4 protein-coding genes are annotated in these 15,912 nt (G+C 77.2%); all 4 read left to right on the top strand.

All coding sequences use genetic code 11. From position 1 onward, the window contains the following. Nucleotides 1-113 precede the first annotated feature (113 nt). Nucleotides 114-12,179, top strand: a complete 12,066-nt coding sequence (locus FH609_RS05245; RefSeq protein WP_139666003.1) for a hypothetical protein — start codon at nt 114-116, stop codon at nt 12,177-12,179. Further along, the gene (locus FH609_RS05240; RefSeq protein ID WP_139666002.1) at nt 12,176-14,455 is read left to right on the top strand and encodes a right-handed parallel beta-helix repeat-containing protein; all 2,280 of its coding nucleotides are present in this window, start codon (nt 12,176-12,178) and stop codon (nt 14,453-14,455) included. Before FH609_RS05245 ends, FH609_RS05240 begins: the two co-directional genes overlap by 4 nt. 31 nt (nt 14,456-14,486) lie before the next feature. Further along, complete coding sequence (locus tag FH609_RS05235) at nt 14,487-15,347, top strand: RICIN domain-containing protein (RefSeq protein ID WP_139666001.1); 861 nt, start codon at nt 14,487-14,489, stop codon at nt 15,345-15,347. A gap of 250 nt (nt 15,348-15,597) precedes the next feature. Then, nucleotides 15,598-15,837, top strand: a complete 240-nt coding sequence (locus FH609_RS05230) for a hypothetical protein (RefSeq protein ID WP_139666000.1) — start codon at nt 15,598-15,600, stop codon at nt 15,835-15,837. The last annotated feature ends 75 nt before the right edge of the window (nt 15,838-15,912 follow it).

The following is a 15,912-nucleotide window of genomic DNA, read 5'->3' as shown; positions in this document are numbered from 1 at the left end:
TCACTCCCGTTCGGCGCTGAACCTTCCGGCCGCCTCGTGCGTAGAGGGTGCGAGGGGCCGATCAGGCGGCGGCCCCGGACGTCGCGACCCCGCCGAGGGAAGGGAGGAACGTCGTGGCCCGGCCCACCGACTGGAGCGCCCTCGACCTGGACGACGACCCGACCCCGGGCGACCCCGACCGGCTGGAGCAGCTGCTGGAGGCCCAGCAGCAGATCATCGAACTCGCCGCCGACATCGACGACGGCCTCGACGAGCTGATGAAGGAGAACAGCTCCTACTTCATCGGCGACACGGCGGACGCGCTGCGCGAGGAGATGGACAACCGGGTCCGCAAGTTCGTGCAGAGCTTCCGCGACGCCCATCAGTCGGTGCACGACGCCCTGACCACCTACCACGGCGTGATGGTCACCCAACAGGGCATCGCCGCCTCCGCGTTGACGGCCGCCGACGGCCTGGACAAGGAGGACTCCGAGTGGGAGGAGCACCGCACCACCGCGCGGAACGCCGGTGAGGCGCTCAAGGAGGCCGCCACCACCGCCGCCAACGCCGTCTCGGCAGCCGGCTCCGACATCAGCTCGATGATCGACCCCTGCGAGGAGTTCTGGAAGTTCCTCACCTACTTCGTCCTCGCGCTGATCCTCCCGGCGATCATCCTCGGCGGCCCGACCGCGCTGCTCTTCCTCACCCTCAGCGCCGTGCTGATGGTCAAGACCGCCATCGACTTCGCCGGCGGCCGGGCCAGCGTCACCGAACTCGTCCTCTCCGTCCTCGGCATGTTGGTGCCGACCACCCGCGGCCTGAACGTCAGCGCCATCTTCAAGGCGGCCAGCTCCTGGACCACCCGCAGCTGGACCAAGCTCACGCAGCTGACGTTCCGCCAGATCATGGTCGGCATGACCCGGCTGCCCGTCCGGTTCACCGTCGCGACCGCCAGCGTCATCGGCGGGATCATCGTCACCACCGTCCGGGGCGTCGGCCAGCTGATGCGCGGCGGCTCCTGGGCCGACAACGCGATCTTCCGCGGCCTCGGCGGGCCCGACGGCTTCGCCGGCTATGTCGCCGCCCACTTCAGGGGAATGGGCCCGGCGGCGATCCTGCTCCCCGTCAACGTCGGCGAGATGGGCGCCAAGACCTGGTCGCTCTCGGGCCTCGGGGGCGCCTTCAAGATCTCCCTCTACAACCGGGGCGTCCTCAACCAGTACCGGACCGGCGCCATCCTGCACGGCACCCAGGCCATCGACATCCGCGCCATCCACGGCTTCGACAGCCTCGGCCGGCCGATGATCAACACCGCCGCCTGGGCCCGCTACCAGCCGGGCGCGGCGGCCACCGGGCGCTTCCTCGGCGGCATGTCCCACGCCCTGGACGACATCAGCACCGCGCCGGTGATCACCCTGGGCTCCGGCTTCACCCCGCCCGGCACCCCCAACGCGTCCATGGTCGACCTCTCGCTGACCAACCCCGCGCCCGGCACCGGCTCGACGGTCTCCCTGATCGGCCCCGGCGCCCGGTCCCCGATCCCCACCCCCAACGCCTCGCTGACCGACCTCTCCCTCACCAACCCGGCGCCGGGCTCGGGCTTCGCGCCGCCCGGCTCGACCACGATCAACACGCCCACCGGCGCCGGCGCCATCGACCTCTCGCTGGGCGACATGCGGCCGGTGAGCCCCATCTCCGTGCACATGGCCGACCAGGGCACGCGCATGGGCGTCCCCGACCTCGCGCCGGCGGGCGGGCTCGGCTCCGTCGAAGGCGGCGTCGCCCACCTGCCGGGCGACCTCTATGTGGCGCCCCCGCCGTCCGTCGTCGCCCATATGCCGGCGCCCGGCGGGCAGACCGTGGGCGTGCAGATGCCGCTGCTCTCCCAGGCCCCGACCGTCGCGCCGCCGGCGCCCGCCACCACGGCGCCGGTCACCGGGGCGCCGACCGGGTCGGCGGCCTCAGGCGGCGAGGCCGTCATCGACGTCTCGCGCGGCTCGTTCACCCCGATCCGCTCCGAGGTCGGCGGCCTGGACGCCGCCCGGACGGTCACGACCGACGCCGGCGCCGGGCGGATGCCGGTCGTCAACACCACCGGGATGCCCCAGCTGGGCGAGGTGATGACGGTCCCCTCGGCCGGGGTGACCGCGCCGCGCGGCGAGACCGGCTCGCTCGCCGGCACCCACGCCACCGGCACCCCCGTCGCCCCCGTGACCTCCGTCAACACGACGGCGATGCCGGGGGCCGGCGTCGGCCGGCCGGCGGGCGGCGAGGCCGCCACGGGGCTGACCCCGGGCTCGGTGCCGCCGCTGCGCGTCGGCCTCGCCGACCAGGGCATGGGCCTGGCGGCCCCCGACGCCTCCCAGATCAGCGCCGGCGCACGGCAGTTGACGGATCTCCACCCCGGCGCCGTCGAGGGCGCGCCGCTCCGGGGCGCCGACCGGCCGCCGCTGGGCGGCGCGGCCCCGCAGGAGGCGACCCTCGGCGCGGCCCCGCCCCCGCAGGCGGGCGCGGACCTGGGCGGGAACGGCCGGGCCGTGGTCGACCTCGGCGAGACGGCCGCCGGGACCACCCGGGACGTTCCGCTCGCCCGGCCCCTGGGCGGCCTCCCGCACGCCGGCGGCGAGGCCCCGGCGCCCGCCCGCTCCCTGGCGCCGCCGCCGGCCCCCGCCGCCCCCACGGCGGAGGGCGGCGTCGCGCCGGTGCGGCAGCCGGGCGTGCGCGCCGGCGCGCCGGAGGGTGGCGGGGCGCTGGTCGGCGGGGTGGCGCCGGTGCGGCTCGAAGCGATCGCCGGCCGCTCAGGCGCCCCGGCCGACGGGATCGCGGCGGCCGTTCCGCCGCCCGTCCCCCGGGGCGGCGGCGAGGGCGCGCCCGGCGCCCGGCCGGCGGGCGAGGGGCCGGTCGGCGGCGCGCCGAACGGGCCCGGCTCGGCGAACGGCTCGGCCAACGGCGCGGGCGGGGCCAACGGGTCCGGTGCCGCCCACGGCCCGGCCAACGGCGTGGTGCCGGTCGAGAGCATCGCCGTCACCCAGCGGGTCGGCGCCCCGGCGTCCCCACCCCCGCCCGCACCCGTCACCGCCATGCCACCGCCGGCCGCCGTGACCTCCGTCAACCCGCCGGCCCATGTCCCGCCCGCCCAGGGCGCGTTCACCGCCCCCGCCGCGCCCCCAGCGGCGCCCGCCGCCCGGGGCGCGGGCGAGGCCGAGCTGAGCGTGCACCGCACCGGGCCGCTGGCCGGCCACGCCGTGCTCAGCCAGGGCGGCCAGCCGCCCCGCCTGCTCGGCCTCGACGGGCAGCCGGCCGCCGGCGCCTCCGTCACCCGCGTCGGCGACCTCGGCTGGGCCGTCACCCCGGCCGGCGCCGCGCGCGGCGCGCTGGTGGACGCCTCCGGCGCGCGCACCCACGACGTGGTCACGCTGCGCGGCGCCGACGGCGCGCCGACCGGCGGCCTGGTCGCGGTCCCCCGCGACGGCGGGGGCGAGGCGCTGCTCCTCGGCCGGGGCGGCGAACTCCTGCCGGACCAGGCCCGGGTGGTCGGCGACTCCCTGGCGGTGCGCCGGGCCCCCGGCACGGTCGACTTCCACACCCTCGAAGGACGCCCCCTCGGCTCCGCCCACCGCCTGCCGGGGCCCGAGGGCCACGAGCTGATGACGCCCGCCGGCGCCGGCCGCGCCGCCCATGTCGCGGGCCCCGACGGCCGGCCGCTTCCCGAGGCGCGGGTCAGCCGGTTCGGCGACGAAGGATGGCTGGTCGAACGCCCGGGCCACCGCGCGGTGGTCCTCGACCGGGACGGCGGCCACACCCACGACGCGTTCCCGCTGACCGAACGGGGCGACGGCGCCTGGACGTTGGCCGTGCCGACCGGCGGCCGGGGCGGCGCGCCGCTGCTGCTCCGCGACGAGGGCGCCGGCTCGGTGGCCGCCGTCGGCGGCGGGTCCGCGACGCGGCTGGGCGGGCGCGGCGTCCTGGTCCAGCTCGGCGAGGGACCGCCCCGGCTCGTCGACGACACCGGCCGGGTGACGGACGCGGTGCGCCTGCACGACCGCAACGGCCGGCCCACCGAGCTGGTCTACGTCCCGCCGACCGGCACCGGGCACCCCGGCACCGGCCACGCCGGCGCCGTCTACCGGGGCGACGGGCGGCTGTTGACCGACGACGTGCTCAGCGGCTTCGACGGCCACCGGATCGTGGTCCGCACCGGCGCCACCCAGACCGTGCACGGGCCGGACGGCGCGCTGCTCGGCTCGGGCGCCGCCCGCCCCGGCGGGCCGCTGGGCGCCGGCAACCGGCTGGAGTTCCCGGCCGACGGCGGCCCCGCGCGGGTGGTCGGCGCGGACGGCGCCCCGGTGCCCGGCGCCACCGTCACGGCGCTGGGCGACGGCGGCCTGCTGGTGCGCGTGCCGGGACAGCGGCCCGGCGTGGTCGACGCGACGGGCGCCCACACCCACGACGTCATCCCGCTGCGCGGCGCCGACGGCGCGCCGCACGGCCTGGCCACCATGCCGCTGCGCGACGGCGTCGCCCCCGCAGCGCTGCGGCCGGACGGCACCCCCGCGCGCGGCGTCGCCCTCACCCACCGGGACGGCGCGCTGCTCGTCGGCCGCGAGGGCGCCGGCACCGTCGCCGTCTACGACCTGGCCGGCCGGTTCACCGGGGTCCGGCACGTCGTCGCCGACGGCGCGCTCGCCGGCCACCGGGTCACCCTCGCCCCCGGGGCGGGCGGCCACCTGGTCCTCGACCCGGCCGGGCGGACGGTCGCCGGCGCCCGCGTCACCCGGTTCGGGGACGAGCTGGCCGTGGTCGAGGTGCCGGGCGCCGGGCGCGTCCTGCTGGACGGCTCCGGCCGGGCCACCCACGACGTCGTCCCCGTGCCCGGCGCTGGCGACCGGCTCGTCGCGCTGCCCGCAGGGTCCGGGCGGACGGGCGCGCACGACGCCGCCTGGCCGGACGGCGCCGCGCTGCGCCGCGAACACCCGGACGGCTCGGCCGAGTTCCTCGGCGCGGACGGCGCCGTGCTCGGCCGGTCGACCCCGGTCGCCGAGGGCCCGCTGGCCGGCCGGGTCCTGCTGACGCCCGAGGGCGGCGCCCCGCGCCTGCTCGACGGCGAAGGCCGGCCGGTGCCGGAGACCACCGTCACCCGGCTCGCCACCGGCGACCACCTGGTCGCGGCCGGCGCCGCCCACCACCTGGTCGCGGCCGGCGGCGCCTCCCACCGGGTCGTCCCGCTCACCGGCCGGCCCGCCGGCCCCGACCTGTTCGCCGTCGTCCGCGCCGACGGGACGGTCCACCCGTTCCCGCGCGCGGCGGACGGCAGGACGCTCCCCGACCACCGGGTGGAGCCGCGCCCCGGCGCCGGGGGCGCGGACGCCCCGCCGTCCCTGACCGTGCACACCCCCGACCGCAGGGCGGTGTCCTTCGACGCCGGGACGGGCCGCTTCCGCTCCGACGACCCGGGCGCCGCCGGGATGAACCGCGTCGACGTCGACGAGTACCGCCGGCTCGGCCCCGCCGACCAGGCCCTGGTGCGCGCCCGGCTGGCCGAACGGCCCACGGCTCCGCCCGCGTTGTCGCCGCCGGGCCTGGAGCACCTGCGGAACGTCGAGGTCCGGCACATGCGGCATGGCGGGTCGTCGTCCGCCCCCCGGCTCGCCTCGTTCGACCTGCCCGGGCTGGAGGGGGCGCGGCTGCGGCTGCTGTTCGACCCCGCCACCGGCCGGGTCGCCAGCGCGGCGGTGGGCCAGCCGAGCGGCGGCCCCCGGCTGACGGCGCGCCACGAGGCCGGCCCCGAAGGCGACGTGGTGCGCGTGGTCCGCGAGGGCGAGACCGTGCACACCGAGCGCTGGGTGCCCGTCGCCGCCGACCTGCGGCTGCGGCTGACCGGCGGCGGGCTGACCGTGCACCGCGTCGACCCGGCCGGCACGATGACGACGGTGGACGACGCCGCCACCCCGCTCGCCGACGGCTCCGGCTTCCATGTGGCGCTGCCCACCGGCCACTTCGCGGTGGACCACGCCGGCGCCCGCACCCACGCCGTGCTGCCGCTGGGCCCGCCCGGCGGCGGCGCCGCGCGCGACCACCTGTTCACCCCGGTCGGCGGGGGCCCCGCGCTGCTGCTGGATGCGGCCGGCCGGCCGCGCGCCGGCGACCTGACCCTCACCGCCGACACGGTCACCGTCCGCCGGGGCAACACCGGCGACGTCCACGACCTCGCCACCGGCGCCCTCCGCGAGCGGGTCCACCACCTGTGGCGCGGCCAGTGGAACGGCCACGAGGTGCGGGTGCCGCACGGGGCCGGCGCCGCGACCGCCCGCCCGACGCTGGTGCCGCCGCCCGGCCGGCCCGCCGTCCACGCGGCGGTGGACGTCCTCACCGAAGGCCGGTTCCGCGTCACCCCGCACGCCGGCGACGCCGTGGTGATCGGCCTGGACGGCGGGCGACAGGGCGTCAGCGTCCCGCTGCGGCGCGGCGCCACGCCCTCCGGCGAGCACGTCGTGGTGCCCGACCGGCCGGCGCCCGGCGAGGGCGCCCGGCTGGAGGCGGCCGACGGCTCCCGGGTCGCCGGCGCCACCGTCGAGCGCGTCGCCGACGGCTTCGAGGTGCGGCGGCTCGGCCAGCCGCACACCGTCACCGCGCACGGCGCGGACGGCGACCTGGCGCACGTCGCCCAACGGGTGCGCGGCGGAACGGCGTTCGACGGCCACTGGCTGGTCACCCCGCGCGCCGGCGCCCCCCGGCTGGCCGGGCCCGACGCCCGGGGCGCCACCGACGTGCGGGTCGTGGACCGGGGCGACGACGGGCTGCTGCTGCTCTCCGACGACGCCGTCGCCGGCGTCACCCGCGCCGGCACCCCGGCCGACGTCCCGCTGCCGCTCGCCCGCCGCGACGGGACCGCCTCCGACTGGACGCTGCACACCCCCACCCGCCCCGGCGAGGCGCCGCGCGCCGTCAACGCGGTCACCCACGAGGTCGTCACCGGCGGGAACGTGCGGATCGTGGGCGGCGCGATCGAGGTCCGCAGGGGCGAGACGGCCGCCCTGCACGGCGCGGACGGCGCGCTGCTGCGCGAGACCCACCGGGTCAGGGACGCCGGCGACCTGGACGGCGCCGACCTGGTGGTGCCCAACACCCCCGGCGCCGGGCCCCGGTTGGAGCGGGCCGGCGCGCCCGTCGCCGGCAGCTCCGTCACCCCGCTGGGCGCCCACGGCCACCTGGTCCGGGTGCCAGGCCGCCAGGTGGTCCTCGACGACACCGGCCGGCTCAGCCACCGCGTCGTGGAGACCACCCTGCCCGACGGCACCGACGGGCTGGTCGCCTGGGCCCAACGCCCCGGCGGCACGCACTTCTTCACCGACGCACACGGCCAACTCCAACCGCTGGGCGTCGCGTTCAACCCGGCGCTGCCCGACCGGTTCACCCTCACCCGGGGCGGCGCCGCCTTCGAGTACCGGGCCCAGGCCGGCCCGGGCGGCGGGTTCACCGCCCAACTGCTGCGCGAGACCCACCCGGTGACCGGCGGCACCGTCCCCGGCCGCACCCTGGTGATCCCGCACGACGGGCAGCCCCCGCGACTGCACACCCCGGGCGCGCCGCCCAGGGACGTGGTCCCCCAGCACTGGGCTGGCTTCGACGGCTACCGCTTCGCCGAGGGTCCTGCCGCCCCGCACACCGTGGTCGACCGCACCGGCCGGGTCACCCACACCGCGCTGCCGCTGACGCCGCGCGCCGGCACGGCCGACCCGTTCGACGCCTTCGTCCTCCGCCCGGCCGCCGGCCCCGGCGGTCCGGTGCTGCGCGCCGCCAACGGCGCCGACCACACCGCCGACCTGGCCGTCGCCGGCGGCCGGTTCACCGTGACCGACACCGCCACCGGCGTCTCCCGCACCCACGGCCCGGACGGCCGGTTCGTCGAGGAGCGGCTGACCGTGCACGGCGGCCCGCTCGACGGCCACCGGCTGCGGCTGCCCGACGACCTCGGCCAGGCCCGGGTCACCGCGCCCGGCGCCACCCGCGAGCGGTCCGTCACCGCCGTCGTCCAGCGGGACGGCACCGTGCGGGTGCGCTTCGAGCGCTCGCACGTCGTCGTCGACCCGGCCACCGGGAACGCCACCCACCGGGTCGTCCCCCTGACCCGGCCCGGCGCCACCTCCTTCGCGTTCGTCCGGCAGGCCGACGACCAGCTGCTGCCCACGCCCCGGGCCGCCGACGGCGCCCAGGCGGTCGGCGACACCGTCACCCGGCTGCCCGGCGGCGACCTGCTGCTGCGCCGCGCCGGGAACCCGGTGGTCGGCCGGTACGACGGCGCCACCGGCGCGTTCCAGCACGAGATGCGGGCGTTGACCGGCGGCGACGCCGCGACCGCCGGCGCCTTCGTCCGCGTCCACGAGATGACCCACCGGGGCCGGGTCCACCGCGCCTACGACGTGCTCGACGCCCACCTGGTGGTGCGCGCCGACCGGGTGGTGACCGGCCGCCAGGCCGTCCCCACCGACGCCGACCCCGGCCACGGCTTCCGGGTGCGCGACGCGGCCGGCGACCGGACCTGGGTCTTCGACGGCGAGGCCCGGCTGGTCGCCCGGATCGGCGCCCCCGACCCCGCCACCCGCGTCCGGGACGTCAGCACCCTGCACCGCGCCGCGCCCGGCGGCGCCGTCACCCAACGGGACTTCCAGGTCATCGAGTTGGGCGACCTCGCCGGCCGGCGGTTCGCCGATGTCGGCGGCGCCCGGCGGGTGCTGGACGCCGACCTCAACCCGATCGGCGGCCACCACCTCACCCCGCAGGGCACCGGCTACCGCTACACCGGCGACGCCCAGGGCCTGCGCGCCGGCGAGTACCGGGAGTACGGGGCCGACGGGCGGCTGCTGGAGCAGCGGATCAACATCGTCTACCGGGGCCGCCGCGTCGACGGCGAGTTCTACCGCGTCGTCTACCAGCACGACGCGGCCGGCCGGGTCAACGGCGGCACCTGGGAGCACTGGCGCGGCGGCGCCCCGCCGCCGCCCGTCGCGCCCTGGCTCGACCGGGGCCGGGTCGACCCCAAGGGCGCCGGGCAGGGCCATGTCTTCCTGCTCACCCAGAACGCGGACGGGCTGCGCGGCTTCGCCTTCGAGCGCCGCCCGCAGCCGGGCGGCGGCGTGCTCGACGCGCACGCGCCGGGCGCCGTCGCCCCCCTCGTCGACCGGAAGGGCGGCGTGCCGCTGGGCACCACCCAGCGCGAGCGCTGGCAGGAGCTGGACGCCGCCGGCCAGCCGGTGGGCGACGGGCTGCGGATCTGGGGCACCAGCCGCCGGACCTTCTACGACTACCGCGAACAGACCCATGTCTCCCGCTCGTTGACCGGCCCGGTCCGCCACTACCGGGAGACCCCGCAGGGCGGCTATGTGCTGAGCGTCCGCCAGTCCTCCTCCGGGCTCTCGTTCCGCGCCGGCGAGGACGGCCGCTGGTACCGCTTCGACGGGGACCTCGGCCTCCAGGCCACCGGCGACCGCCGCTGGGGCCGGCTCGGCAACGGCTGGCAGGACGAGATGCCCAACCCGCGCACCGGGTCGCTCGCCCCCGTCAACGCCAAGGTCAGCGCGCTGGCCCGGCACGACCCGCGCGGCTTCCGGGCCCACGAGCTGGGCGCCGACGGGCTGCCGAAGGACGGCTTCGTCACCGTCTCCCCGCAGGGCAAGGAGATCCGCACCCGCCGCACCCAGCCCGACGGCTCCTGGATCGAGACCCACCGCATCGCCGAGCAGCGCCCCACCAACCTCTACCGGGCGCTGCTGTCGTCCGAGTTCCGCTCGATGGACCTCACCACCGGCAGGGGCCGCTACTTCGCGCTGCCGCACCCGTTCCTGCCCAGGGAGAACCGCTACCGGGGCGCCGGCGGCGAGGCCGCGTTCGTGATGGACTCCCGGCTCCAGACCTTCGACTACCGCACAGGGCGGGGCGACACCGTCCACGAGACCGGCGTGCAGGTCACCAGCTCCCGTGGCTACAACACGGTGAGCGTCTCCCACCACGGCCGGATCACGGGCGAGAACCGGCCCCTGGTCAACGGCAACACCCTCCTCGTCGGCGACGCCGTGGCCCCGCCGCCCGGCGTCGCCCGCCAGGCCGGCTACCTGCCGTGGAGCGAGGGCGCGGGCAAGCTCTCCGGCCACCGCACCTTCCACGCGGCCGACTTCGTCGACCCGCCGGCCGGCAGCGGCAGGACCAGGGCCGACGTCGTCTGGCAGGACCAGTTCCGCTCCGACATCCCGCCGAACGGCGACTGGTACAGCCGGGGCGGCGGCCACACCTGGCACGTGGCCCGGATGGGCTTCAGCGACGGCACGCTCCTCGACTTCCGCCCCCGCCCGCACACCGGCGGCCCGGCGGGCAACGGCGACCTCGCCTTCCAGCGCACCGTGCACGCCGGCGACAGCTCCCGTCCCCCCGGCCAGGCCCTGCCCCCCGGCTACCAGGAGGCCGACTGGGTGCTGACCACCCACCAGGGCAAGCTGGTGGCGCGGAAGGACACCTGGGTGGGCGCCGGCGCCGGCGGCGCCGACCTGCGGATCGTCAGCCGCTACGGCGGCGGCCGGGTCACCTGGTCCGTCGACGGCGGCACCCTGACCGGCAGCCGCAGCCTCGCCTCCCGCAACCAGTTCGACCACCACCAGTACTTCGACCGGGAGTCCTACCGCGACTACACCGGCACCGGGCGGCAGCGCGAACTGGTCCGCGAGTACCGGGTGTTGGCCGACAACACCGCCGTCGTCGCGTGGAAGGTCCCCGGCACCGGCGGCGCGCCCGACGTGTGGCGCTGGAACAAGGTCGACCGGCACGGCAACGTCATGGCCTTCGGCACCCAGAACCAGCGCGTCCGCGTCTGGTTCGACGACATGCGCCGCTGGGAGGACCGGGTCGTCACCCCGACCGGCCACACCGTCGTCCAGGAGCTGCCCGCCGAGGTGGGCGGCGCGGTGCGCCGGGCGTTCAACGACCGGCCGCTGCGGGTGCGCGAGTACTTCCCCGACGCGGCCTCGCTGACCGGCGCCGCCCGCACCCCCGACAACCTGCGGGGGCTGGCCTGGCGGGAGTTCGAGAGCGGCGCCGTCGCCCGCCGGAAGACGGCGCTGCCCGACGGCACCTTCCTCGAACTGGAGAGCATGGCCAAGCACTGGCGGCGCTGGGGCCACGACGCCGCCACCGGCGAGTGGAAGGTGCTCACCGAGCGCTCGGTCGCCGGCTACGTCAGGGAGCGCCCGGCGCCCTCGTTCGCCGCCGCCGACGGCGGCAGGTACGCGGGCGACCTGGGGCTCGTCGGCCGGGAGACCTACTACATCGGCCACCTCAACGAGTTCCGCGGCTTCGAGCGGATGTACCGCCAGCCGCGCCGCACGCCCTGGGGCCCGGGCGTCACGGCCACCGGCGAGTCCACCTACACGCCCTTCGCGGTGCGCAACGTCCAGCACATGCTGGTGGAGTTCTCCCAGGAGTTCGTCCTCGACTTCGCGATCGGCCTGGCCATCGCCGCCGCGCTGCCCGGCGAGTTCGGCGCCACCGACGTGGCCGCCGCCGCGCTGCGCGCCCTGGTCTCCGGCGCGGTCAAGGGCACGTTCGTCGGCCTGCACAACCTCGCCGCCCACCACTCGCAGTTCCGCGTCGGCCTCAACTGGCAGGACCGGGGCTTCCCCTACCGCTTCCGGCAGGACGACGACGACTGGGCCGGGGAGTGGGCGTCCAACGAGTTCGTGCTCCGCTGGCGCGGCGGCGCCTACGACTTCGTCAAGGACGGCTTCGTCGTCGCCCCGCTCGGCTCGTTCCTCGGCAGCCTGGCCGCCATCGAGGCGTTCGGCGTCAAGGACGCCGAGGGCGAGTGGCAGGACGTCTCCGTCGGCGAGGCGCTGGCGCTCTCCGGCGCGGCGGCCCTCGGCACCGTCCTGGGCAGCGCCACCACCGGCCTGCTCAAGGCCGTGATGGCCAACACCGCCGGCGCCCGCTGGTACCACCGGCAGGGCGTCGTCGACTTCGTGGTGGTCCCGATCATCGGCAAGCTCGTGGACAAGCCGCTGGCCGGGCTCGTCATCGGGCCCGAGGTCCGCGACTGGCTGGACATCGCGCCGCCCGCCCCACCGCCGCCACCGCCGGCGCCCGACACCGTCCCACCGCCCGAGACCCCGACCGAAGCCCACGAGACCACGACCGAAGCCCAGGGGGAGAGCCCATGACGACCGGCGACCCGATCCGCGTCGCGCCCCGCAGCCGGGGCGCCCACCGGACCATCACCGAGGCGCTGGGCGCCGCCCCGGCCGGCGCGGTGATCAGCATCGCGCCCGGCGAGTACCGGGAGTCCTTCCGGCTGATCCGCCGGGTCTCGCTGATCCCGCAGCACGGCACCGGCTCCGTCGTCATCGCCCTCCCGGCCGCCGCCGGCGCGCTGACCGTCGCCGCCCCCGACTGCCGGGTGCGCGGCCTGGTGGTGCGGGGCGTCGACCCCGGCGAGGCGCTGCTGCGGGTCGAGGACGCCGCCGGGCTGACGCTGGAGCAGTGCGTGGTCAGCCAGGGCCGCGTCGAGGTCCTCGGCTCCCGCACCCCCAACCCCCGCCCCGACCGGCCGGTCACCGACATCCCCCTCGACCACGACCTCGCCGCCGACCTGGCCGACCCCACCGCCGGCGGCGTCCTGGTCGCCCGCCGCAGCACCCTGCGCGCCGCCCGGCACACCGCGCTGCACCTGACCGGCGACGCGCTGGCCCGCCTCGACGACACCGCCATCGAGGACGTCGAGGGCATCGGCGTCGCCGTCTCCGGCACCGCCGTGCTCCGCGCCGACCAGCTGCGGGTGCACGGCGGTTCGGGCTCGGCGCTGCGCGCCAGGGACGCCTCCCGCGTCCTGCTGCGCGCCAGCGGCCTCTACGGCTCGGGCCGCAACGGGCTGCTGGTGCAGGACGCCGCCGAGGCGCTGCTGACCGACTGCCGGGTGGAGAACGCGGCCCGCTCCGGCATCCGCCTGGACCACACCGCGCGCGCCGAGATCGAGGAGACCACGCTGCGGGACGCCCGGCTGACCGGCGTCGAGGTGCGCGACCAGGCCCGCGTCACGCTGCGCGGGGTGCGGGTGGTCGGCGGCGAGACCGGCGTGCGGCTGCGCTCCCCCGAGGAGTCGACGCTGCTGCACTCCTCCCTGACGGGCCAGCGGGGCAACGGCGTCGAGCTGGAGAACGGGGCCGAGGCCCGGGTGCGGGGCGTGCGGGTCGCGCGCAGCGGCAAGCACGGGGTGATGGTCGGCGAGGGCGCCCGGGGCACCTTCGACCACTGCGACGTGATCGCCAGCGGCTTCCCCGCGCTGCACGTCGGCCGCGACGCCGCCCCCCGCTTCCGGGGCTGCCGGGTCTTCGACTCGGCGCACGACCTGGGCGTCTTCGAGGGCGCCAGCCCGGTCTTCGAGAACTGCGTGGCGATCAACGTGGGTTCGCCCCGGCTGCCCACCGCCCGGCGCGGCGCCCCCGCCGGCGAGGGCGCCGCCCCCCGCACCCGCGACGACGGCCCGCCGCCCCCGCGCCCCGCCGGCCCGAGCGGCCCGGCCGGCCCGCCGGCGCCGGCCGGACCCTCGGCCCCGCGCCCCGGCGCGGCGGCCCACGGCGCGCCCGAACCCGCCGGCCGGGACGGCGACTCCGGCGACCCGCCGGCCGAGTCGCTGACCGACCTGCTCGCCGAACTCGACGAGCTGGTCGGCCTGGAGACCGTCAAGCGGGACGTCGGCGGCATGGTCAAGCTGATGCAGACGGTCCGGATGCGGCAGGAGGCCGGGCTGCCGGCGCCGCCGCTCAGCCGCCACCTGGTCTTCGCCGGCAACCCAGGCACCGGCAAGACCACCGTCGCCCGCCTCTACGGCCGGCTGCTGCACGCCCTCGGCCTGCTCTCCCGTGGCCATCTGGTCGAGGTCGACCGCAGCGCGCTGGTCGGCGAGTACATCGGCCACACCGGGCCCAAGACCACCGAGGCGTTCCAACGGGCGCGCGGCGGCGTGCTGTTCATCGACGAGGCGTACGCGCTGACCCCCTCGGGGGTGACCCAGGACTTCGGCCTGGAGGCCGTCGCCACGCTGGTGAAGCTGATGGAGGACCACCGCGACGAGGTCGTCGTCATCGCCGCCGGCTACCCCGACGAGATGGCCAGGTTCGTCGACTCCAACCCCGGGCTCGCCTCCCGGTTCACCCGCAGCCTGCTCTTCAGCGACTACTCCACCGACGAGCTGGTGGAGATCGTCGAACACCACGCCCGCCGCCACCGCTACGAACTGACGGAGGGCGCCCGCAAGGCGCTGGCCGCGCACATCGGTGCCATCCCCCGGACCGAGGGCTTCGGCAACGGGCGCAGCGCCCGGCAGATCTTCCAACGGATGACGGAGCGCCAGGCGATGCGCGTGGCCGAGCTGACCGCCGTCCAACCCACCGACCTGATGACCCTCGACGAGAACGACCTGCCCGACCCGACCTCCTGACCCACCGCCCGTCCCGATCCGTGAGGCCCCGATGAGACGACAGCAGCGCCGCGCCGACGGCCGGTTCGCCGACGCCTTCGCCCGCCAACCCGCCCGCGCCCGGCGGGGGTTGCTGCCCGGCAGACGCGTCTACACCTCCCTGCTCTGGGCGCTGGTGACGGCGCTGGTGGTCACCGGCTCCGTCCGGCTGGTGGCCGCCGTCTTCCCCAGCGGTGACAGCGCGCCGGTGGCGGCCCCCGCGCCCACCGAACCCGAGCCGGAACCTGAGCCGGAGCCCAGCGACGCGGCCACCGAGGAGCCGGAACCCGAACCGGAGCCGGAGCCGGAACCCGAACCGGAGCCCGAACCCGAGCCGGAACCCGTTCCCCCGCCCGAACCGGAGCCGGAGCCGGAACCCGAGCCCGAGCCGGAAGAGGAGGAGGAGCCGGAGCCGGACCCCGAACCCCTGCGCGAGCAGCCCCTGTTCGAGGACGGCGGCACCTACTACCTCGTCGCCTCCACCGCCGACGACCGCTGCCTGGACGTGCAGAGCAGCAACACCGAGGCCGGCGCCACCGTCCAGCAGTGGGAGTGCAACGGCACCAACGCCCAACGCTGGACACTGCGGCAGGTCGAGGCCCCGAACGTCTTCACCCTCTCGGCCATGGGCAACTGCCTCGACGTGCCGGGCGGCGACATGGACGAGGGCACCGAGATCCAGATGTGGACCTGCAACGGGTTCGTGCCGCAGAACTGGCGCATCGAACCGCTGGGCAACGGCACCGTCCAGCTCCGCGCCGTCATCAACGGCCACTGCCTGGAGGTGGCCAACGGCTCCGACGCCCTGCACGGCCTGATCCGACAGTGGGCCTGCAACGCCTCCCCCGCCCAGACCTGGCGACTCCAACGCTGACCCACGCACGCAACCCCCGGCCGGCGCCGCGCCGCCCCCGGCAAACGCGGCGCCGGTCCGGGGGGCGTCGTGGCCAGAAGCTGACGTATACGGTGACGTACGACGAAGTGCGTCGCGCTGATCGAGGGTTGGCGACCCGTGACGCGCTCGCACGGGGTGTTGCGGTGGACCTGTCCGAGGAGGAGGCCGCCACGGCATCGCCGATCCGCTCTGAGCGGTCATCCGGGCCGATGCGCGAGGTGACCGAACGATGATTCTCGTTGTCCTCACGGCATGGGTCCTCTGCCTGGTGGTGCTCGTCACGCCCGACGGACCAGACCGCGTCGCGGGGTTGTTCCTCTCCCCTTTCGGCTTCGGAGACCCCGATGTCCTGCCCACGCGGCTCGTCTTCCGAGTCGCCTTCGCCCTGCTCAGCTTCCTGCTCGTCTTCCACGGTCTCGCGCAGATCTTCCCGGACCGGTTCACGGGTCCCGATGACCGCGTCACCTGACACGGGCCGCTCCACTCACGTCCGGCAGGCCGGCCCCGGCCAACCGACGCCCCGCCCCGCGCCCCACTCCCCCCA

The sequence above is a fragment of the Streptomyces sp. 3MP-14 genome (genome assembly GCF_006334905.2).
In the GTDB taxonomy this organism is placed as follows: domain Bacteria; phylum Actinomycetota; class Actinomycetes; order Streptomycetales; family Streptomycetaceae; genus Streptomyces; species Streptomyces triticirhizae.
The sequence above is the reverse complement of the archived record's forward strand: the minus strand, read 5'-3'. Positions and strand labels throughout refer to the sequence as shown.

What these genes read in the sequence shown, in the direction of transcription:
- FH609_RS05240 (WP_139666002.1), top strand. Translation starts at nt 12,176, where the DNA reads ATGACGACCGGCGACCCGATCCGCGTCGCGCCCCGCAGCCGGGGCGCC.
- FH609_RS05235 (WP_139666001.1), top strand. Translation starts at nt 14,487, where the DNA reads ATGAGACGACAGCAGCGCCGCGCCGACGGCCGGTTCGCCGACGCCTTC.
- FH609_RS05230 (WP_139666000.1), top strand. Translation starts at nt 15,598, where the DNA reads ATGATTCTCGTTGTCCTCACGGCATGGGTCCTCTGCCTGGTGGTGCTC.